This window comes from Cyclobacterium sp. 10D3-21, assembly GCF_055809755.1.
Genome location: NZ_CM147924.1, coordinates 4656255 through 4679662, shown reverse-complemented (window position 1 = coordinate 4679662; position 23408 = coordinate 4656255). Strand labels below are relative to the sequence as shown.

General features: G+C 40.1%; 11 protein-coding genes. 10 read left to right on the top strand and 1 reads right to left on the bottom strand.

Annotated elements, in window-relative coordinates; genetic code table 11:
* Positions 1-814: 814 nt before the first annotated feature.
* Positions 815-2227: a hypothetical protein gene (locus tag AC0L7T_RS18070; RefSeq protein WP_473337234.1), complete on the bottom strand. Its 1413-nt coding sequence runs from the start codon at positions 2225-2227 to the stop codon at positions 815-817.
* Between the two features lie 427 nt (positions 2228-2654).
* Between AC0L7T_RS18070 and AC0L7T_RS18065 the strand changes: the two genes are divergently transcribed.
* From AC0L7T_RS18065 to AC0L7T_RS18020, 10 genes are all read left to right on the top strand, one after another.
* Positions 2655-3245: an RNA polymerase sigma-70 factor gene (locus AC0L7T_RS18065; protein ID WP_473337232.1), complete on the top strand. Its 591-nt coding sequence runs from the start codon at positions 2655-2657 to the stop codon at positions 3243-3245.
* 217 nt (positions 3246-3462) lie between these two features.
* On the top strand, positions 3463-4452 hold the full coding sequence (locus AC0L7T_RS18060) for a FecR family protein (RefSeq protein ID WP_473337230.1): 990 nt from the start codon (positions 3463-3465) through the stop codon (positions 4450-4452).
* 106 nt (positions 4453-4558) lie between these two features.
* Entirely contained in the window at positions 4559-7939 is a 3381-nt protein-coding gene (locus AC0L7T_RS18055) for a TonB-dependent receptor (RefSeq protein WP_473337228.1), read from the top strand.
* A gap of 34 nt (positions 7940-7973) precedes the next feature.
* Entirely contained in the window at positions 7974-9611 is a 1638-nt protein-coding gene (locus AC0L7T_RS18050; protein WP_473337226.1) for a RagB/SusD family nutrient uptake outer membrane protein, read from the top strand.
* A gap of 5 nt (positions 9612-9616) precedes the next feature.
* Complete coding sequence (locus AC0L7T_RS18045; protein ID WP_473337224.1) at positions 9617-12226, top strand: alkaline phosphatase D family protein; 2610 nt, start codon at positions 9617-9619, stop codon at positions 12224-12226.
* A 74-nt stretch (positions 12227-12300) separates the two neighbouring features.
* Positions 12301-13836 carry an arylsulfatase gene (locus tag AC0L7T_RS18040; RefSeq protein WP_473337222.1) on the top strand — a complete coding sequence of 512 codons (1536 nt, stop codon included), beginning with the start codon at positions 12301-12303 and terminating at the stop codon, positions 13834-13836.
* Between the two features lie 269 nt (positions 13837-14105).
* Entirely contained in the window at positions 14106-16391 is a 2286-nt protein-coding gene (locus tag AC0L7T_RS18035; protein ID WP_473343381.1) for a PSD1 and planctomycete cytochrome C domain-containing protein, read from the top strand.
* Positions 16392-16585: 194 nt separating this feature from the next.
* Positions 16586-17947 (top strand): Gfo/Idh/MocA family protein, encoded by a 1362-nt coding sequence (locus AC0L7T_RS18030; protein WP_473337220.1) that lies wholly within the window; start codon positions 16586-16588, stop codon positions 17945-17947.
* Between the two features lie 699 nt (positions 17948-18646).
* Positions 18647-21823 carry a SusC/RagA family TonB-linked outer membrane protein gene (locus tag AC0L7T_RS18025; protein WP_473337218.1) on the top strand — a complete coding sequence of 1059 codons (3177 nt, stop codon included), beginning with the start codon at positions 18647-18649 and terminating at the stop codon, positions 21821-21823.
* 4 nt (positions 21824-21827) lie between these two features.
* Entirely contained in the window at positions 21828-23390 is a 1563-nt protein-coding gene (locus AC0L7T_RS18020; RefSeq protein ID WP_473337215.1) for a RagB/SusD family nutrient uptake outer membrane protein, read from the top strand.
* Positions 23391-23408 lie beyond the last annotated feature (18 nt).

Genomic DNA, 23408 nt, shown 5'->3' with positions numbered 1-23408 from the left:
CCCCTTACCCAAGGGGGCAAGGGGGATTTCTACGAGAATGGACAATAAAATACAAATGATTTTTTAGAATGTGAATCGTCTAAAAAAGATTACAGAAATTGATTTAAATACTGCTATAGGTTTACAGTTTACGTAAGAAATCCCCCTCTGTCCCCCTTTTTAAGGGGGATTTGGAAGCGATTGGGTTAACGGATACGACATTCCCATTGGCTTTCTCAGCCCGATGAAATAATACCCTATCAGCACAAAAACCCCATTTCCGCAAATCCCCCTTATCCAAGGGGGCAAGGGGGATTTTTACGAGAATGGACAATAAAATACAAATGATTTTTTAGAATGTGACTCGTCTAAAAAAGATTACAGAAATTGATTTAAATACTGCTATAGGTTTACACTTTACGTAAAAAATCCCCCTCTGTCCCCCTTTTTTAAGGGGGATTTGGAAGCGATTGGGTTAACGGATACGACATTCCCATTGGCTTTCTCAGCCCGATGAAATAACACTCTATCAGCACAAAATCCCCATTTCAGCTAATCCCCCTTATCCAAGGGGGCAAGGGGGATTTTTACGAGAATGGACAATAAAATACAAATGATTTTTTAGAATGTGACTCGTCCTAAAAAAAGTTTACAGAAATTGATTTAAATACTGCTATAGGTTTACACTTTACGTAAAAAATCCCCCTGCGCCCCCTTTGAAAAAAAGGGGGATTTTAAGTTTTCAGGATTGCCAATTGCGTACATAGCTTTACATTGAGTCAATCCGATATGCGAATCAGAAGGGGTAGGTATAATATACACACAGCCCTATTTCCTATTTATAATCCAAACTCATGTTCTTCAGATCATAGCCAATATAAAGTGGCCCATAGCCAAAATCATAAGACATGATGCCACCCAGGTTGGGCTCAAATTGGTTTTGCATAAACAGGCTGTAAATGCCTTGATTAAAAGCCTTCATGTCAAAGGAGAAAACCACATATAGCGTCTTGGACTGCTTGGCGGGTATCTCTGCCTGGTTGGAAGGTACTTCTCCCAAATTAATCTCTCCCATATCTTTTGGCTTAACATACATGGAAAAGGGTTGGCCTCCAGGTAAGATGACACTGGAGCGAAAAATGGGGATACTTATCGGAAATTCATTTTGATTCCTGAAAGTAAAAGGGATAAGAATTTCAAAACCCCTGGTCTGTGGTCCAGGCAATTGATCAGGAAATTCAGTAAATTTTAATTGATCGTAGGTGTCCTGAAAATCATCCCATTTTTGAGAAGCTCCAAGGTTTCCCGTAGGGTCAAGAATATTGTCTACAAAATAATCAGTAAGCTTAAAACTACTGCTTCGGTACAATAGTGCTTTTGTGTTGTTCCATTTGTTATTGATTTGACTGTCAAAAGGCCTAATCAAGTCAAGCATGTATTTCTCAATTTTCACATCCTTGGTCCTAAATATATTTTCAATTACTGGGTCGGGAACAGGAACTGTCATTTTCACTACTGCATCAATAAAAGGGTCCTTTAAGCCATCCATTTCTCCATTAATTAATAAATCCCCAAAAGGAATTAAAGCATTTTTGATGGCATTGGGATTGAGAAGGTTGCTTCCTGTACCCAAGAGTTTGATTTCTATAGGTTCGTTGGATTTAGTGATGGAGGGAGGAGCAGGGATTTTTACTCGGGCGCTGTGTTCATAGGAAAAATTGAATTTTCCGATCTTTTTCTGGAGTAGTTTGTTGAGATAAGGTTTTAATTCGGAAGACTCAAGATCAAAATCCTCACTTACGGCCAACTGGAAGTTAGGCAACATATTGGTGTAATCCGTAAGGTCCAGTTCTATAGCCGTTTTAAAGGTGATATTGTTGTTTTTGCCCAACAATTGCCTCAACTGGTTAGAATTTAAAGTAAAGGAATAATTTAGCAAAGTGGTGGATTTGGCGGGTACCATTACCTCTTGATGTGTTTTGGCCAATCCTATGTCTTTTCCATCGACGAATATCCCCATGACATGATCAGGAATGGGCAGTTCTTTTTTGTAGGGATTGCTGATTTCATAAACCAGGTCAAAATTGACGGAAAAATCTACAAGGGATGTTTGGTTAAACTTAACATCAAAAGACTGCTGTTTGGCCCTTGGCAACATGTCTTCGAGCACCATCAGGTTGGTACTGCAACTAAGTAAAAAGCAAAATCCTATAAATAGTAAGAACTGAATTATTCTAGGTGTTTTCATGAGAGGTTGTGTATTGAGTGGTTATCTTATCTTCAATCTATTGATAAATAGTTGAATGAAGCTTACTAAAGGTAGCTCAAAATACCGAATTTTTTCTGTGTCATGGGAGAAGGGTGATGGTTATATCACTTAAAACCATATTTTACAATTTGATTCTTCCCATTTTCGTGGGCATGTGCTTTGATTCCTTTTGCGCTGGAGCCCCCTTAAGTACTAGATGCCTTTTCAATTTTGGCGGAAGAACACGAGGAACGAAAAAATCAACACATGATGACCATTGATTTAAATCGGGTAGATAATTTCATTTATTTTCGTAAATTGAAATATTATAATAAAATCCTATTATAAGTTATTTTAGTTTTTTACCTATTATTGTAAATAACCATTTTCTAGAAGTGATTGTGAGCAATTAACTTAAACCCAGATCTTGCGACCCCTAATTCACCATACTGATAAGGATTTGGTATGTTCCCTAAGGCAAGGGGATATAAAAGCTTTTGATGAATTGTATTTCCGCTACCTTCCAAAATTACTTGGTTTTGCTTATAGGTACCTTAGCGACGAAATTGAGGCAGAAGAGGCGGTACAGGTGATATTCATCAAAATATGGGAAAGGAGAAAAACACTTGATGAAAACCGAAACTTCAAATCCTATTTGTTTCAATCTGTAAAAAATCAATTGCTCAATAAGCTTAGGGACCAAAAGAAAAACTGCACCATCGAAGAAATACCTGAGAAATATTGTGTCAGCACAGATAATGTATTCGAAAAATTATCTTATAAAGAACTGCAGCATACTACCACAGCCCTGATTAAATCCCTTCCCAAAACACGACAAAAGGTGTTTCTTTTAAGTAAATTTGAGGGGTTGAGCAATGAGGATATAGCTTCCCAATTAAGTCTTTCCAAAAGGACCGTCGAGCATCATATTTATTTGGCTACCAAGTTTCTTAAGGGGGAGTTAATCCATAAAGTGTCTATATATGGACCATTAATCTTGGTTTTTTTTAATAGTTAATTTTTAAAAAGGTATACCATCCTACCTGTACCTATCTGTCACATAATTTTCTATACTATCATTTAAAATTGTTTCGAATTTTTAAAAGGTAGCCCCTCATTTAGAAAAGAAATTTTCTGCTGTTATTCTACTGGGAAAAGTAGTTTCTCAAAATATTTTTCGATTTTTTTAAGTAATAAGTCGGTGCCAGGTGTAATGCTTAAAATGAAATAATATTTTGGAGGAGGAAAAGTTAATAAGATTTTTAAATAACCATACTACGCCCAAGGAAAACAGGGAGGTAATGGATTGGTTGAGTAAAGCTGACTCGGAAGACAAGTTCCTCAGGATGCTTCACGAAAACTGGAATTCAGAGGAGACGGATAAGGTAAGTAAATTAAAACAGGAGCAAATATTGGGTAATATTCATCGTGCAACCATAAAAAGCGCAAAGGCCCCCAAAAGAAAGCAGTTTTTTCATCAATTTTTTAAATTTAGTAAGGTTGCCGCTACTTTCCTTTTGTTTATCTTTTCTGTTTACTTTCTATATGAGAGCATTGTTTTAAAGGAAGATCAAGTAGAAATGGCGGGTATTCCAGTTGTTGAAATCCGAAAGCAAACTACCGCCGGTGAAAAGCTAAGGTTAACACTCCCTGACGGCTCAGAGGTAATTGTAAATTCCCTATCCACGATCACCTTCTCTTCTGATTTTGGGAGTAGCAATAGAGAAATAGCACTTGATGGTGAAGCTTTCTTTTCGGTAGCTCCAAATAAAAACCTGCCTTTCAAAGTGAAAACCGGCCCTGTGGTTACCACTGCATTAGGCACTGCCTTTAATGCCTATGCCAGAGATGAGGGGGTTAAAATTTCGCTCACTGAGGGCAAAGTCAATGTAAGCAAAGAAGAACAAGTGCTTACCCTTATGCCGGGAGAAATGGCTTCATTACAGCAAAATGATTTTCCAGATTTATCCAAAGGAAAATTTGATCCGGCCCAAACCATCCTTTGGAAGGAAGGTAAGATTCGATTCAAAAGTAAACCTTTCTTGGAGATTCTTCAGTCCCTTGAAACATGGTATGGGGTCCGTTTCGAAATGAAATGGGATGACAATAGAAAAGTCTCGGGCCTGTTCAATAATGAAAGCCTTGAAGACATACTTACTGGTTTGAGTTTTTCCCTTGATTTTGACTTCCAGATCAATCAAAAAAATGTAGTTATAAAATTTTAATTGCCTATGAAATAAAAACAAAAAGCAGGATAAAATTCCCATCGCCAAATGAAACATTTTACCCTGCCCGCTTTAAAGAAATCAATTCAATAAAACACCCAAAATTATGAAAAGAAAAATACTATACCTAATTAAGATGGTATCCAAAAACCTGCTATACGGCTGTTTACTGCAATGTTTGTTTCTGACTACCTTGCTGGCCAATGATTCCAAAGCCCAGATCAAACCGATCGATGAAACATTTATCCGAATGGCCAACAAGGACTGGAGTATACAAGAAGTATTCCAAAATCTTGAATCCAAAACAGACTATGTTTTCATTTTTCCGGATGACCTGCTTACCGAGAGGGGGCAGGTGACATTAAAGCCCGGAAAACAATCTGTCAATGATATTCTGGTACAGGTAGCCCAATCTTCCAGATTGAAGTTCAGGCAGGTCAATAACTCCATTTATGTAGGAGGATCCAGTCATTCAAATCAAGTTGAAAAAGTTACCATCAGTTTTGATTTTATAGAAATCAACGGAAAAGTCGTAGACGAGAATGGGCAACCCATCCCGGGGGCGACGGTTCTGGTAGAAGGTACAAACACTGGAACTGCTACGGACCTTGACGGCAATTTTTTAATCGAAGTGGCAGAAGGATCTGTATTGCAGTTTTCCTTTATAGGCTACCAATCCCAACGAATCACGGTTGGTAACCAAACAAGTCTGACCATTACCTTAACCGAAGACCAATCATCATTGGACGAAGTGGTTGTAGTAGGTTATGGCACGCAAAAGAAGGTCAATGTAATAGGCTCCGTAAGCCAGATTTCTTCTGAGGCCATAGAAAATCGTCCGGTACAGCAACTGTCTCAGGCGATTACAGGCCAAATGCCCGGTGTTACGGTGATTCAGAGGTCAGGAAGACCTGGTGAAAGTGGTGGAGATATTCGGGTGAGGGGAGTAGGGTCCTTTGGAGCTACCCCAAACGCTTTGATTTTGATAGATGGTATACCGGGGAATATGAATGATATCAACCCTGATGACGTACAGTCAATATCCGTATTAAAAGATGCCTCATCAGCTGCTATTTACGGAGCGAGGGCTGCAAATGGGGTTATTTTGGTGACCACTAAATCCGGTAAAAAAAGCCAGTTATCCGTAAGTTATAATGGTTACGTTGGGTTCAATCAACCTACTCAATTGCCACAATTTGTAAATTCCTGGGAGTATGCAGAGATGTATAATATTGCCTCTGGAAGCAACAGCTATACCGCTGAGGATATTCAGAAATACAGGGAACAAAATGATCTGGATAATTATCCAAACACCAAATTTTTAGACTATTTGTTCTCGGAGCAGGGAATTCAAACTGGCCATACCCTTACGCTGAACGGTGGAGATGAAAAAAACAAGTATTTTTTGTCTGGGGGCTTTTTAAATCAAGATGGAATAATTGAAAAGAATAAATATTCAAGGTATAATCTTCGCTTGAATCTAGAAAACCAATTGGGTGAAAAATTAAAATTGACCACCCGCTTATTCGGGTCGATAGAGGAGAGAAATGAACCTCAGGCTACTGCCAATAAAGGAGGAGAATTGGAAAATCAGTTGATTCAAAATGCCATTAGATATCCTGCAATTTTTCTGGGCCAGGCCTCCAATGGGGATTTTGGTATTGGTCCTGAAAGTGGGGGGACACCGGTTTCTTGGCTACAGTCTGCTTCTTACTTAGAAAACCCAAGAACCAGGACGGGACTCAATATGAAACTCGATTGGACACCATTAGAAGGGATGGTCTTTTCTGCTATCGGTGGTTACAATTCATTCTTATTTGAACAGCGTTCTTACCTGGCTTCTCAACGGTTAAACGACGATGTAATCCACGATCAATCTTACCTGAATCAATTTAGCAATAAAGAGATTTTTAAAACGGCGCAATTTCTAGGAGAATATTCCAAGAGTTTTTCTAAAAACTCCATCGACTTTCTTGTTGGATATACTTTTGAAAACCAAATCAATACCTATTTCAGTGGCTATAGACAAGACTTCCCGAGTAATGACTATACTGTCATAGGAATGGGTGGTGCTGATAACCAAAGAGTAGATGGTTTTGATGCTGAATGGGCCATTCAATCTCTTTTTACAAGACTGAAGTTTAACCATGATGAAAAATATTTATTCGAAACCACCTTCAGGTACGATGGATCTTCCAGGTTTCCACAAGAAAATAAATATGCCCTCTTTCCATCTATGGCTGTAGGTTGGCGGGTATCAAACGAGGATTTCCTGAAAAATTCCTCTTGGCTTTCTGATTTAAAACTGAAAGCTTCCTGGGGAGTATTAGGCAACCAGAATATAGGAAACTATCCCTATCAGACGGTGCTCGAGTCAGGCAGAAATTACCCTATTGGAGGAGGTATTTCTACAGGCGCAGCCTATTCGGTATTTAGAGATCCAAATATTAAGTGGGAATCCACGGAAACAACTGACCTAGGAGTTGAAAGTAGTTTTTTGCAGGGAAAATTAAATTTTAATGTAACCTATTTTAATCGCAATACTACAGATATACTCTACCAGCCTACCGCTAGCGTTTCTTCAGTATTAGGCGTTGGCATTGGAGAAGTGAATACGGGAGCTGCTAAAAATACCGGCTGGGAGTTTGATTTTGGTTTTAGGGAAAATGTAAACGATTTTCAATATTCTGTTTCAGGGAATTTTTCAATTATTAACAATGAGATTGTTACTCTGGGACTTGGAAATGTTGAGCAGCCAAACGGTTTTGTGGGTAACGGCTCTAGTTTATTTGTAGGTTTTCCCATGGAAATGTACTACGGATATAAATCAGATGGTGTATTTTTAAACCAGGAAGACATCAATTCCTGGCCCAGTCAATCCTCCATTACACCCAATCCTGTTCCTGGAGACATTAGGTATCTTGACATTAGTGGCCCGGACGGTGTGCCTGACGGAAAAGTTGACCCTACTTATGACAGAACATACCTTGGTAGTAGAATTCCGAAATATACTTATGGATTGAATTTAGGGGCGAAGTACAAGAATTTTGATATTTCCTTATTTATTCAAGGAGTTTCGGGGGTAAGTGGATTGCTTAATGGATATGCCGGCTTGGCATTTTTCAATTTAGGAAATATTCAGCAGTGGCAAATGGACGGCAGATTTAATCCTGACAATCCTGAACGATACCCTGCCTATCCGAGGCTTGAGGTGATCACAAATAGTGGTACCCCAAATACTGTTTCCTCTGATTTCTGGGTGACTAACGCTTCTTACCTTAGGATTAAAAATATGCAGGTTGGGTATTCCCTGCCTAAAGTAATCCTGGACAATATTGGCTTACAAAACCTCAGGATTTATCTCAGTGGAGAAAATATCCTTTCCTTGACTTCTTATTTTGAAGGTTGGGATCCTGAAATTAATACAGGGGGAGCTTATTATCCTATTTTAGCTACCTATACACTGGGTGTAAATGCCAGGTTTTAATCTGATATAATATAAAGTTAAAATGACTTCAGTTATGAAAAATATTAAATTATATATTCTCTCTTTATTTATACTCGTTTCATTTTCGGCCTGCGATGAAAAGCTTGATCAGTATCCTACAGACGCTTTTGCAAGTGGTACCTTTTGGACCTCCGAATCGAATGCCCTTATTGCATTGACAGGCATGTATCGTGGCAATATTGAGTTTGGAACGCAGGTAGTGCCATCAGACTGGTGGACCTATTGTGGCATTGTTTTTTTGGAATTTGCAACCGACAACGCTTACGATAGAAGAGGAGATAATTCTACGTATAACCGACTTACAGATGGTACATTGCTTCCAAATAATAATGTAGTCAATGGGTATTGGAGTGGTTCCTATAGAAGGGTTGCCATAGCCAATGATTTCCTAGAAAATATTGACTTGGTAAATATGCCACAGGAAAAAATTGACAGAATGAAAGCAGAAGCAAGGTTTATCAGGGCAACTCAATATTTTTATTTGTCCCAATTTTGGGGAGATGTACCTTTGATTACAAGTACATTGACGCCTGATGAAGCCAATAATGTGGAGAAGTCTGATAAAGCTACAGTTGTTGATTTTGTAGATACTGAATTGAAAGCCGCGATAGAAGATTTGCCCCGATTTTCATCTTTAGGGGCGGCTGAAATTGGAAGAGCTAGCAAACAGGCAGCCATGGCCTTTTTAGGAAGGCTTTACCTTTCCGAAGAAAGATTTGGTGAGGCCTCAGCTATTTACAAACAAATTATTGATTATGGAGACAATGAGATAGCTGCAGATTATGGCACCCTTTTTACACCTCAAAATGAAAATAGTTCGGAGAATATATTTAGTTCCCAATTTGTTTCAGGCCTGGCACCAAATGCCTTGCCACAGCACGCTTTTCCTGCAGCTTCGAGTGGATGGCATATTGTAAATCCAATGGGAAGCCTGGCAGAAGACTATGGGTTTGATGACGGATCTGATTTTTCTTATGATGATTCCAAATTTATTCAAGAAGACATGGGAGCAAACAGAGATCAGCGATTTAGGGATACTTTTATTTGGAATGAATCGACTTTTCAGGGCAGAAGATATGTTTGCCATCCTGATTCTACCCAGTCTGTTGATCAACTGACCTATTCCAAGCAAGCCACAAGAACGGGGTTTGGTTTAAGAAAATTTTTCGATGAGTCTTTCAGCGGCAACCTTAGAACTGATTATGGCGGCAATATTCCTATTATTAGGTATGCAGAGGTTTTATTAAGCTATCTTGAAGCAGAGTTGGAGGCAGGGAATGTGATAACTCAGGAATTATTGGACCAAAGCATCAATCTGGTTCGGGGAAGAGCATCCGTATCACTACCACCCATTACAGAAACTGACCCATCTAACCTGAGAGAATTGCTTAGAAAAGAAAGAAGGATTGAACTTGCCTTTGAAGGTACAAGACTTTGGGATATATTTAGATGGAATATTGGAGCTGAGGTTTTGACCGGTGACTTTTGGGGTGCGCCATTTCCTGAATCTGAAAGGTATCCTACTACCTCGATAAAACTTGATCCGAAGTTCCGGTGGTATGTTACATCTAAAAATTTCAGGGCTGGTCAGGATGATAAATGGCCGATACCTGAATCCGAAACTAATATAAATCCAAAATTAGCTGACTAATTCGTATGAAAAGAAGAAAAGCCATCAAATCAATTGCCTTAGGAACAGTGAGTTCATCATTGGTATTCACAGAAAATTGGGCTGGATCAATGCCCAAATTGCCTATGAAAAAAGGCAGTCCCCTTAAAAGCCAATGGGGAAACTGGCCAGACATGTCGTGGGTCGGGCCTGAATACTGGGGCAACCGGCTACAAGATTGGGAATTGAGAGACGGCAAAGCTGTTTGCAACCTAAGTGCTAAGAACAGAACGCTTCACAGCCTTACCCATCAACTCAGCAGTAAAACAGGTACTTTCAAAAGTCAGGTGAATCTAATATGGCTAAATGAAAATAAAATTGGTGATCCTACCTCTTATGTGGGATTAAGGATAGGAGCGAAAGGCAAATTTGAGGATTACCGCTCTGCAGCTGTTTTTGGTAAAGGCCTGGATGCAGGTATCAATGGGGAAGGGTCATTGTTTATTGGAGAGCAGGTGGGGACTGAGAAATTACCATTGGATAATGAAATCAATCTGGTGGTGAAAGGAGAGAAAGGTGCTTTAACAATAGAAGCTTTTGACCCTGAAAGTAAGAAGCTGTTAGGAGTATTAAAAATTGAAAATTACAGTGAGGACCTAGGTGGAAATATCGCATTGGTGTCCCATTTTCCTGATGAGGCGCTTTTCGAAGCCTCAGTTGCTTTTTCGGATTGGGAAGTAACAGGTGACAAAGTGATATCGGCAGATGGGCAGTCTTTTGGCCCTATCTGTTTTGCTCATTATACCCTGCATGATGGGGTTTTGAAGCTTGGTGCCCAATTGGCTCCAATAGAAAAAATAGAGAAGAATAAAATTAGCCTTCAGGTAAAGAAAGGCAATGCCTGGACCACTATACAAGACGCCAAAATAGAAGCCTTGGGAAGAGTCGCCCATTTTCGAATAGAAAACTGGAAGGAAGACAGTGCAGTCCCTTACAGAGTGAAAGTGGATTTGCCTTTAAAAAGTGGTGTTGAGCATTTTTATTATACTGGCACCATCGCTGAGGAACCAAAAAATAAAGATGAGGTAAAATTGGCCGTATTTAGCTGTAATGCCGATTACGGATTCCCCGACAATGAAGTAAGCCTTCATTCCCTAAAACATGCACCAGATCTGGCCGTGTTTTTAGGAGATCAGTTTTATGAGGGCACGGGTGGTTTTGGCATCCAAACTTCACCTTTGGAAAAATCAAGCCTGGATTATCTACGCAAATGGTACATGTTTGGCTGGTCTTACCGGGAAATATTCAGACATATACCTGCTGCTTTTATCCCGGATGACCATGATGTTTACCATGGCAATGTATGGGGAGAAGCGGGGAAAGTGGCGCCTACAGATGAGGGCTGGACCTATGTAGCCCAGGATCAGGGTGGCTATAAAATGCCAGCAGAATGGGTGAACATGGTGCAATTGACACAAACAGGCCACCTTCCGGATGCCTTTGACCCTAGACCTGTAAAGCAGGGAATTGGCGTTTATTATACGGATTGGGTGTATGGCGGCATTAGTTTTGCCATCCTTGAAGACAGAAAGTTTAAGTCAGCTCCCAAAAATGTATTGCCGGAGGAGGCCAAAGTAACGAATGGCTTTATTCAAAACAGGGAGTTCGATATTAAAGAATATTATGACATTGATGCGAACCTGCTGGGTGAACGGCAGTTGAAATTCTTAAATCACTGGTCTACAGACTGGAGCAAAGGGGCAGAAATGAAGGCCGTTTTATCGCAAACCAACTTTTGTACCGTAGCGACCCTCCCGGAGGGTAGTATTATCGACAGTATTGTACCTAAATTACCCATTCCAGAATTGGGCGAATATGTACCTGGTGATGCACCTACTTCTGACATGGACTCCAATGGATGGCCACAAAAAGGAAGAGATGAAGCGCTTAGAATAATAAGAAAAGCCTTTGCTTTACACATTGCCGGTGACCAGCATTTGGCCTCGGTAGTGCAATATGGGGTGGATGAATTCAAAGATGCTGGCTATGCTTTTGCTGGGCCGGCATTGAACAATTTATTCCCCAGACGCTGGTGGCCTCCCGTACCAGAAAGCCACGATCCTTTACCTGGAAAACCAAAATATACCGGTAATTTTAATGATGGATTTGGCAATAAGGTGACCGTTCATGCAGTAGCCAATCCTAGAAAAACGGGCGTTAAGCCAGCATTGATTCATGACCGAGCAACTGGCTATGGAATAGTAACCTTTGATAAAAAAGGCAAGAAAATGACCATGGAATGCTGGCCTAGGTATGTGGATCCAAAAGCCAACCCAAATGGACAATATGAAGGTTGGCCTGTTACAGTTTCTCAGAAAGAAAATTATGCAAGAAATGCCACAGGCACCCTTCCTCCTTTGGATTTGAGCAATTGTAATAATCCTATAGTAGCCGTAATTGATGAGCAATCAGGAGAATTGGTATACTCTCTGAGAGTCAATGAAAAGGTTTTCCATCCTGAAGTTTTCCATGAGGGTAGCTACCTGGTTAAAATCACAGATGACAAAACAGGCAATTACATGGTTTTTAATCATTTGAAAACGACTTCTGATCAATTGGCCTTGCTCAAAGTAGATCTTGAATCTACAAAAGCGTAAAACAGTTAGTTTTGAATGGGAAATTTCCTTTTCAACTTATTAGATATAGATAACCTCAAGCTTATCAATTTAAAATGAAAAAGAGTTTATTATTTTCAATACCTGTACTCATCCTTTTTGTGGCTGGCTGCCAGCAAGAAAAACAGGAAGTGGTTCCACCCAATATTATCTATATTCTGGCTGACGATTTAGGCTATGGAGATTTAGGGTGTTATGGGCAGGAAAAAATTGAAACACCAAACATTGATGCTTTGGCAGCATCAGGGATGATGTTTACCCAACATTATTCTGGTGCGCCAGTTTGTGCACCAGCAAGGGCGGTATTGCTTACGGGACAGCATTCAGGGCATTCTCAGGTAAGAGGCAACGATGAATGGGGTAGCAGAGGTGATGTTTGGAACTACCATGCCATGCTAGCTGATTCTACGCTCGAAGGTCAAAGGCCGATTGCCACAGGAACAGTTACGATTGGGTCCATGCTTCAAGGTGCAGGGTACACGACTGCAGTGGTAGGCAAGTGGGGGCTAGGGGCACCCCATACAGAAGGTGTTCCCAATCAACAGGGCTTTGATTATTTCTTTGGTTACAACTGTCAAAGACAGGCTCATACCTTGTATCCTGTTCACCTTTGGGAGAATGACCACAGGGTTTACTTGAACAATGATACCATCGCTCCTAATAAGAAACTTCCCGAAGGGGCTGATCCCTATAATTTGGAAAATTATGGTGATTATTTTCTTACAGAATATGCGCCTGAGGTAATGTTTGATAGAATTACCAATTTTGTAGACGAGCAAAGCAATGATAAGCCTTTCTTTTTATATTGGGCAACACCTATTCCTCATGTGCCCCTTCAGGCACCTGAAAAATGGATTGATCATTATGTAGAGAAATTTGGGGATGAGGAACCCTATTTGGGTGAGCGCTCTTATTTTCCTTCCCGATATCCCAGAGCTACTTATGCAGCCATGGTCAGTTACCTGGATGAACAGGTAGGTGAACTTGTTGCCCAACTAAAGAGCAAAGGGCTTTATGACAATACCTTAATCATTTTTACTTCCGACAATGGCCCCACTTTCAATGGGGGAACGGATTCCCCTTGGTTTAACAGTGGAGGAGCGTTCCGGGAAGAGCGGGGTTATGGTAAAGGGTTCCTATATGAAGGCGGTATACGGGTACCCATGATCGCATCCTGGCCAGGGAAAATCAAAGAGGGCTCAATTAGTGATCATGCCTCTGTTTTTTATGATGTAATGCCCACTTTGGCCGAAGTTGCTGGAGAATCACTGGATACAGCGACTGATGGCACAAGTTTTTATCCTACCTTAATGGGACATGACCAGCCTCAGCCTGAATTTCTATACTGGGAATTTCCTTCCTATGGCGGCCAAATTGCAGTTAGAATAGGAGACTGGAAAGCCTTGAAACTTGATGTTCAAAAAGGAGGATCTTCCTGGTTATTGTTTGATTTGAAAAGTGATCCTTTGGAAATGCATGATGTGGCCGGGGAAAACCCAGATGTACTAAAGAAGGTCAATGAAATTGTAGCAAGAGAACACACAACTTCACCCAATGAAAGGTGGAGATTCGAGGAATTGGATGGGGTTTAATTACAATTAGAGGGACAAGGTCCTTTTTAACTGAAAATACTTTTGGACCATTATCGACCTTTTTCTAATATTCTTAGAAAAAGGTCGATAATGGTTTTTTTTGTTGGCTGAATAGGGGTTAGTTAAGCAAAAATTACATAAATAAGTTTTTTTTTATTTTTTGCTGCAATAGATATGTTGTCAATCTGCTTGATAACCATTAAATTAGAAATGTAATTAATATAAACCCGATAGGATTGAAAAATACAGTCGTTTTGTCGTCAATTTTTATGGCATTATTTATAGCCGCAATGGCTTTGAATAGTTGCTCCAACGAGAATGTCAAAAAGGAAGCCTCAATTCCTGATCAAGTCAGTTATAATTTCCATATAAGACCCATTTTATCTGACAACTGCTTCGCCTGTCATGGGCCAGATGCCAATAAAAGAGAAGCCGGGTTAAGATTGGACAATGAGGCTGGTGCTTATGCCGCATTGAAGGAAAATCCTGATCAGCATGCCATTGTTCCTGGCAATTCCAATAAGTCTCAAGTAATTAAAAGGATTTTTTCGGAAGATGTTTCTGAAAAAATGCCACCGCCTGAATCCAATTTATCAATTTCCGATTATGAAAGGGAATTGATAAAGAAGTGGGTTGATCAGGGAGGAGTTTACGAAAACCATTGGGCTTTTGAGCCTCCGACCAAAAAAACCATTCCAATACCAGACAACGATGAATGGAGTCATAACCCAATTGATGGTTTTATTTATGCAAAAATGGAGGAAAAGGGATTGTCGCCCAGTCCAAAAGCGGATGATAGTTACCTTCTAAAACGATTAAGTTTGGACCTTACAGGTTTGCCTCCTACTTCTGAAGAAGTCAAAAGTTTCTCATCTGGTGAGAAATCGTGGGAGGAAATGATTGATCTTTACCTTGATAAACCAGCTTACGGCGAAAAATTAGCCCTATTATGGCTGGATATTTCCAGATATGCAGATTCTTTTGGCTACCAGAATGACAATATTCGAACCCAATGGCCATACCGGGATTGGGTGATTCACGCCTTTAATCAGAATTTCCCTTATGATAAGTTTTTAACCTGGCAGTTTGCTGGGGACTTGCTTCCTGAACCAAATAGAGAACAACTTTTGGCTACAGCCTTTAACAGAAACCATAAGATTACCGAAGAGGAAGGGGTCATTCATGAAGAGTACAGGATGGAATATGTGTTGGACAAAACCAATACTTTTAGCAAAGTAATTCTTGGTATAACTATGGAATGTGCCCAATGTCATGACCATAAGTATGATCCGATTTCTCAAGAGGATTATTACAACCTTTATGCTTTTTTTAACAATACACCTGAAAAAGGTTTTGAAGGGGGAGCTGGATCTGCAGTGCGGGCCAAGACACCTCTTATGTGGATTGATACAGATGATACGGAGGGAATTTTGGACTTTATTAATCATCCAGACACCAATAAAGTGGCTGTTTCCATCATGCAGGATCTTCAAGATTCTATTCGCCCTACCTTTATTCTGGACAGAGGTTTGTATGATGCCCCAAAGGGTGAGGAATTAACAGCCAAAACCCCGGATGTAATCAAACCTTTCTCTAGCGAACTTCCAAAGAATAGGTTAGGCTTGGTGGAATGGGCTTTTGCTGATGACCACCCCTTAACTTCAAGGGTTTTTGTTAATTTAATATGGCAGGAAATATTTGGGGTCGGCCTGGTGCCTTCTTCAGGAGATTTTGGGATGCAGGGGAAATTACCTACACATCCTGAGTTATTGGATTGGCTGGCAGTGGAATTTCGGGAAAGTGGCTGGGACATCAAAAAGCTTATTAAATTAATAGTTAGCTCTTCCACCTATCAGCAATCTTCTGCTGTAAGTAAGGAAATGCTGGCTATTGATCCGGACAACACTTACCTGTCGCGGTATCCCAGATTAAGATTACATGCTGAATTGATTCGGGATATGGTACTGGCTAGTAGTGGCTTGCTTGCTCCGGAATTAGGTGGTCCAAGTGTGAAACCCTATCAACCTGAAGGCTTATGGGAAGCTTCCAGTTCGGGAAGAGGTGAACTCAATGTTTACCGACAGGATAAGGGAAACAAGCTGTATAGAAGAGGGATTTATACCTTTATTAAACTCACTCTGCCTCCTCCTTCATTATTGATTTTTGATGGAAGTAACCGAGACATTTGTCAAGTAAATAGAAACCGAACCAATACGCCTTTACAGGCTTTGGCCATGCTCAATGATCCATTGGTGCTAGAGGCTTCGAGGGTGCTTGCAGAAAAATTGGTGGTTGAATTTGAGGATGAGATAGCAGCTATAGATGAAGCCTATATTCGAATTCTAGGTCGGCTTCCCAAAGATGATGAAGAGAAGGTGTTGGAAGAATTTTATGCTGAGGAATTGGCAAGATTTCAGAAAGTACCTGATATTGCTGTAAACACTTTACTGGTAGGAGAATCTCCCTCCGTCAAAAGGGAAGCGATAAGGGTAGCCGCTTTAATGCAGGTCATTGTAGCCATTTACAACTTGGAGGAAACCATCACAAAAACCTAAATGTTGCTATTACCCATTACATTATTTCGAGATCAATTGTCTTGGTGTGATTTATTAAGTCCCACAAGGTACTTCAGGAGAAGCATTTATGAATGCCAATTCCACTACCTGAAATGCAGAATAATCCCAACATTATCCTTAATAATCCGGGTTATTAATATGAATGTAAATGTTTAGCAATTAAAACTTTAATAATGAAGAAGGACAATAATTCTTCCAGAAGGAAATTTATATTGAACACTGCGGCCATTGCCCTGGCTCAACCTCTTTTATTTAATGTACCTGGTTTTGCCAAAACAAATAGGAAGAAACTTAGGCATGCCTGTATAGGTGTTGGCGGGATGGGTGGACATGATCTCAGTCGATTTAATGCACATCCTGATGTGGAAATCGTAGCCATTTGTGACATTGATGAAAATCATTTGGCAAAGGCAGCTGAGATCTTACCCAATGCAAAGAAGTTTACAGACTGGCGGGAGTTATTTGCCCAGGAAGCCGATAATTTTGATTCTGTCAATGTAAGTGTACCTGACCACAATCATTTTCCAATTGCCTACACAGCGATCAGCAAAGGCAAACATGTGTATTGTCAAAAACCGATGTGCCATGACGTAAGTGAAATCAGAGACCTTACAGAGGCTGCCGCTAAAGCGGGAATAATTAGTCAATTGGGAACGCAACACGCCTCTGGAAAAGGAGATCGAACAGCCGTACAATGGATTAAAGAAGGGCATATAGGGAAAATCAAACAGGTTTACCTTTGTTCCAATAGGCCAGGGGCTACCGAGGCCTATAGGTTTGTAGGGCCAAGACCTGAAAATGGAGAAGCGGCTCCTGAGTATGTTCACTGGGATCAATTCATAGGCACAGCTCCAATGCGCCCTTATGCGCCTAAAATTTACCATCCTGCCAAATGGAGAGCATGGCAGGATTTTGGAACAGGCTGGTCTGGTGACATTGGCTGTCACATTTTGGATGCGGTTTGGAAAGGAATGGGTTTAAAAGCTCCTATTTCTGTTGCCGCCAAAGTTCAGGAGTCATGGAAAAATTCCACTGAAAGAAATGTAGATACCTGGCCACAGAGTAACCACATTACCTGGGTGTTTCCAGGAAATGAGATGACTGCTGAAAATGAATTGAAAGTGGAGTGGTTTGATGGGGAGTTTTACCCGCCTGAAGAAGTCAGGGCCTTGTTTTCTTTAGAAAATTATCCTGCAGAATCTGCCATGTTAATAGGGACAGAAGGAGCGCTACTTATTCCCCATACCAAAATGCCGGTGCTTTTACCGGAAGCTAAATTTAGGGACGTCAAAAACCCTGTATTAAAAGATAGAGACCATTACCATTATTTTGCAGATTCCTGCCTAAACAATGTAAAAACAGAAAGCGATTTTTCGATTTCCGGACCAATGTCTGAAACAGTTATTTTAGGCACTGTGGCCATCCGGGAACCAGATACTGTTCTGGATTGGGATGCAAAAAAAATGTGTGTCACGAATGTTAAAAAGGCCAATCAGCATTTGTCTAGAAAATACAGGAAAGGCTGGAAAGTTTAAGTTTTGCCAAATTGATTTTTAGGTTCATTTCAATGTGGCCCGATAGCAAATCAAAACGCAATTCATAGGGTTATTAAATGAAAAAGTCCAAGATAAGGTGTTAAGCACGCTTTTTTTTGGACTTTTTTTTTGCCATTTTTTTATTGAGAAGAAACTGATTTTGAAGTGATTTCAACGCACAAAAGATTGCCTATTGCCCATTACGGGTTTAATTTCTTAGCACTCCTGCCATTAAAAGTAGCGCAGCTTGGGGGTTTTTAGGTTAAATTTTTCCAAAAGAAGCAAATCCCCGGTTTTTATATGAATTTGGTTATAGTACCACCCATTGAAATAGGTATAGGTTTAATACATAAAAATCTTTTATTACAACAAATAAATATTTATGTTGTGTTATTATTCAAAATAATATTTGAATAAAATAGAATAGTTTCATATGATTTGATTATGAATCATATTAATAAGTCCATAGTTAAATTTTCACCCAATTAGGAAAATTTAAAATGAATTATTCTGATAGGTGATCAAGAATTCTGAACTCGTTACCTGCAGATGAGGAGGTTCGGAAATAGGATGAAATGTATTAAAAATGAATAGATGAACTTTAAGTGATTCCAACTTTTAATCGTTCAGCTTATACTCATTTCAGCCAATTAAAATAGATTTTACTAAATATCAATTTCTTAATAACCCCAAAAAATCATGAAAAAACCAATACGCTACCTTTTTCAAAAGGTACCTAAAACCCTGCTTATCGGAGGGCTCTTGCAATGTTTTGTCTCGACAAACCTTCTGGCAAAAGGAAGTCCTGATTTACCAGGGATTGGCTTAACAAATGCTGAATTTAACCACTCAATCGCTGAAAATATAAACCTGAAAAATGTTTCAGGAACAGTAACCGACAGTGATGGTGAACCAGTTCCGGGAGCAACTGTAGTCATAGAAGGCTCGACTACTGGTACAGTAACAGATATTGATGGTAAGTTTAGCCTGGAGGTACCTGATAATGCTGTTCTTTTGATCTCCTTTATTGGTTATCAGACCCAAAGGATCAATCCTGGCAATCAAAGCAATCTTTCCATAACTTTACTGGAAGACGCTACCTCATTGGATGAAGTGGTGGTAGTGGGCTATGGGGTTCAGCAAAAAGTGAACCTTACTGGTGCTATTTCTACGGTTGACTTTGATGATGAATTGTCTAATCGACCATTAACCAATGCTTCACAAGCCTTAGGAGGTACCGCTTCCGGTGTTTGGGTAAGTCAAAATTCAGGCAAACCCGGCAGTGATGGTGCACAGATTAGAGTAAGGGGATGGGGGACCCTTAATAATTCCAACCCCTTGATTATTATCGATGGTGTTGAAGGTTCCTTTAGCCAGCTGAATCCAAATGATATCGAAAACATCTCTGTATTGAAAGATGCTGCAAGTGCTGCCATTTATGGATCTAAGGCGGCCAATGGAGTGGTTTTAGTGACCACCAGAATGGGAAAAAAGAACGAAGCAATGCAAGTGAATGTCAATTCCTATTTTGGTATTCAGTCCTTGGGTAGACGATATGATGTAATCAACAACAGTGCTGAACACATGGAACTCACCAACACAGCATTGTTGAATGAGGGGTCTACCCCACTTTTTTCAGAAAGTTTAATCTCAGCATTCAGAAATGGAACCGATCCTTACAAATACCCGAATACGGATTGGTTTAAGGTAATATTCAATACTGCCAATATTCAGGAACACAATGTTTCCATTAGAGGTGGTTCGGAACAATCTTCCTCATTTATATCCTTCAATTACCTCAATCAAGAAGGGATGGTGCCTAACACGAGTTCAGAAAGGTATGGACTAAGGGCAAACATTTCTTCCAATGTCAAAGATTGGTTGACTGTAAGTGGACGGTTTAATTATATCCACAAAGACTCGGATGAACCTTATGCAGATGTCACTTATGGCTCTTTAGGTAGGGTTTTTGAAATGCTAGGTGGTTCAGCGCCTTATATAGCTCCGTATACAAGGGATGGACGATTTGGTTCTGTTCAGGCGATTATTGAAGATGGTAACTTATTGTTTGACAATAGAAATGCACTCATAGACGCTGCCAATGGGCTGACAAATACAGAGGAGAATATATTGACACTGAATTTAAGTGCTGACATTAAATTAACCGATTACCTATCTTTTAAGACCACAGTTTCTTCCAATGGAAATTGGAACTTGATAGACAGGTACAATACCAGCGTTTTTGGGTACACGGATACAGGGATTGAAACCACCACAAGGAATTACAACAGAGAAGGCTTAGAAATCAATAGAACACAAATTTCCAGCATGCAAAACAACCTCTTCTCCACAATTAATTTCAACAAAGAATACAATGATATACATAGTATTTCGGCTATTGGAGGCTTACAATTAGAGACCTTTAAGGTTCAAAACATGTTTTCAAGAAGGTCAGAACCTCCGAAAGAAGGCTTGACTCAGGTGGATGCAGGTACTTCAGGAATCCAGGGGGAAGGAAATATGAATGGTTTCCGCATATTCTCCTATTTTGGAAGAGCAAATTACACCCTGATGAGCAAATATTTATTTGAAGCGAATGTTAGGGCTGATGCTTCTTCCAGGTTTAACAAAGCCAATCGTTGGGGCGTATTCCCAGGCTTCTCTGCAGGTTGGCGATTGTCTGAAGAAGATTTCATCAAAGATATTTCAGCGATTTCTAATCTGAAAGTCAGGGCTTCCTGGGGTCAGTTAGGAAACCAGAATATTTCAGGATATTGGCCTTATTTAACCGTCATCGGTCAAAACAACAACCTTAGCTATAGCTATAATGGTAGTTTTTCTCCAGGAGCAGCAGTAACTGCTTTGGTTGATCAGAACATTACCTGGGAAACTTCGGCTTCTTTGGATATAGGTTTAGAGGTTGGTGTTTTAGACGACATGATTACGCTGGAAGCTGACTATTTTCAAAAAACCACCAAGGATATTTTGGTTCAACTACCTATTCCATCTGTAATGGGTGGTATTTCCTCACCCTTTGAGAATGTTGGTGAAATGTCCAATAATGGAGTGGAGTTCATACTCAATTACAACAATTTGAAATTTGATAGAGATCAATTGGGCTTCAATATGGGGCTGAACATGACGTATATCCAAAATGAAGTCACCAAATTCAGGGGAGGAGATTCTCCCGATCAATTGTACCTATTGCGGGAAGGGTATTCCTTCAGAACCTTATATGGTTACAATGCCATAGGCATTTATCAATCTGACGATGAAGCAAAGGAACACATGCATTCCAATCCATTTACACCGACAGCTGGGAATTTAAAATTTGAAGATTTAAATAACGATGGAAGGTTGAATTTTGAGGATAAGATGGGGCTTGGAAATACACTTCCAAAGTATACTTTCGGAATATCGTCGGGCTTAAAATACAAAGGTTTTGATTTAAATCTTCTGTTTCAGGGAATATTGGGTGTGAACATGTACACGCAGAACAATTTTACGGACCTGGATTGGGAAAACAGGATGATATCTACCCGATGGAGAGATGCATGGTCACCTGAGAACCCAGATTCAGAAAATCCAAGTTTGAAATTTAATAATCCATGGGATGGTTCCCAGTCCTCTTATTGGGTAAATGAAGTGGACTTCATAAAATTAAAGAATGTTCAATTGGGCTATTCTTTCCCTGCCTCCGTTGCAGAAAAATTGGGCTTGCAGAAAATTTACCTTTATGTAAACGGGCAAAATGTATTTTCGATTGCCAGCAAAGGCTATGAAGGCTACGATCCGGAAAGAAATACTTTCGATGCTGGTTACCAGTTGTATCCTACCCCTAGAATTTTATCAGCAGGTATCAATTTAAATTTCTAAGAACATGAAGACCAATAAATATATTCTATACTTTCTATCGATAGTGTTGTTGTTTCCAATGGCAAGCTGCGATGATGATTTTCTTGAATTTTATCCTGAAGATAAAATCACCTCTGCCAACTTCCCTCAAAACGAGGAGGACATTAAGTTGTTGCTCAACGGGGTGTATGCGCTTTTGCGTGAAAATTCAATTTATAATGAAGGCCTTTTTGGGTTTGGTGTGCTGGATGGAGCTACGCCAAATGCTTTCAACTGGGGCAATACGCCTATCGCCAGGGCCGGAAGTGGTCAATTGAATTCAAGTGATGGCAGCATAGTCAATTTCAGATGGACCAGATCTTACGGGATTATTTTCAGGGCAAATTATCTCCTACAAGCTTTGGATCAGATAGATTTGACTGAGGGAGATAAAGTTGTTTACCGCGCTGAGGCGAGGTTCTTGAGGGGGCTGGCCTATTCTATACTTGCAGAAGGTTTTGGCGGTGTCCCTATTATATTAAATGCCATTTCCACTGAGGAGGCAAGGTCTATTTCCAGAGCAAGTCAGGAGGAAACCTGGAATCAGGTGATGGCAGATTATAACATGGCGATTGATAACCTTCAAGAGGACGCACCCGAATTGGGAAGGGCAACAAAAGGAGCTGCTTTGGCCATGAAAATGAGGGCTTTATTGTACCAGGGGGAATATGATCAGGTACTGTCAGTAATTGATGAAATTGATGCGTTAAATAAATACAATCTATTCCCGAGTTACGAAGGGCTGTTTAAGCTTGAAAATGAAAACAATGCGGAAGTGATTTTTGATATTCAATACATTTCCGGTGAGAATTCCCAAGGTTCATTGCATGACCAATATTGTGGGACTGGTACTGGCAGTTGGACCCGAGGAAGTCGGTATGTACCTACTGACGATTTGGTAAATGCTTATGAAACAATTGATGGTTCAGCAGTTGACCCAAACAATCCTTATGAAGGACGTGACCCCAGGCTAGAGTTTACTGTGGTAGTGCCAGGAGCCTATATATTGGGATACAGGTTTCCAAATTACACCTATCCGGGCGGAGCATTCAATCATCCAGGGAATAGGTTAAAGCACTTGAGTGCGAGAAAATACCGCATAGAACCGGAAGCAGATTTACCTCCATCCGGCCAATCTGGCCTGAACAACATCGTCATCCGGTATGCTGATGTGCTTTTGTCAAAAGCGGAGGCGATTATCGAAACCAATGGCGATATAGATGAGGCCATCAACCTTATCAATCGAATTCGTACGGAAAGAGATGATGTGAAGATTACCTCTTTGCCAATGGGGCTTTCTCAGGAAGAAGCACGTGCCAAATTAAGGCATGAAAGAAGGATCGAGTTCGCCTTAGAGGGATTGTATTGGGCAGATATTAAAAGGTGGGAAATTGGTGATGAACTTTATCCATTGGAGATAAAAGACCACAATGGGGATGTGATTGAAACCAAATTCCCGAATGGATACCTCGATTTTTATCGCTTGCTTCCTATCCCTGATAGTGAAATATCCTTAAATGGGAATTTAACACAAAATCCAGGTTGGTAAATAGCGTTTTTATTCCCG

What these genes read in the sequence shown, in the direction of transcription:
- AC0L7T_RS18070 (WP_473337234.1), bottom strand. Translation starts at nt 2,227, where the DNA reads ATGAAAACACCTAGAATAATTCAGTTCTTACTATTTATAGGATTTTGC.
- AC0L7T_RS18055 (WP_473337228.1), top strand. Translation starts at nt 4,559, where the DNA reads ATGAAAAGAAAAATACTATACCTAATTAAGATGGTATCCAAAAACCTG.
- AC0L7T_RS18050 (WP_473337226.1), top strand. Translation starts at nt 7,974, where the DNA reads ATGAAAAATATTAAATTATATATTCTCTCTTTATTTATACTCGTTTCA.
- AC0L7T_RS18045 (WP_473337224.1), top strand. Translation starts at nt 9,617, where the DNA reads ATGAAAAGAAGAAAAGCCATCAAATCAATTGCCTTAGGAACAGTGAGT.
- AC0L7T_RS18040 (WP_473337222.1), top strand. Translation starts at nt 12,301, where the DNA reads ATGAAAAAGAGTTTATTATTTTCAATACCTGTACTCATCCTTTTTGTG.
- AC0L7T_RS18035 (WP_473343381.1), top strand. Translation starts at nt 14,106, where the DNA reads ATGGCATTATTTATAGCCGCAATGGCTTTGAATAGTTGCTCCAACGAG.
- AC0L7T_RS18030 (WP_473337220.1), top strand. Translation starts at nt 16,586, where the DNA reads ATGAAGAAGGACAATAATTCTTCCAGAAGGAAATTTATATTGAACACT.
- AC0L7T_RS18025 (WP_473337218.1), top strand. Translation starts at nt 18,647, where the DNA reads ATGAAAAAACCAATACGCTACCTTTTTCAAAAGGTACCTAAAACCCTG.
- AC0L7T_RS18020 (WP_473337215.1), top strand. Translation starts at nt 21,828, where the DNA reads ATGAAGACCAATAAATATATTCTATACTTTCTATCGATAGTGTTGTTG.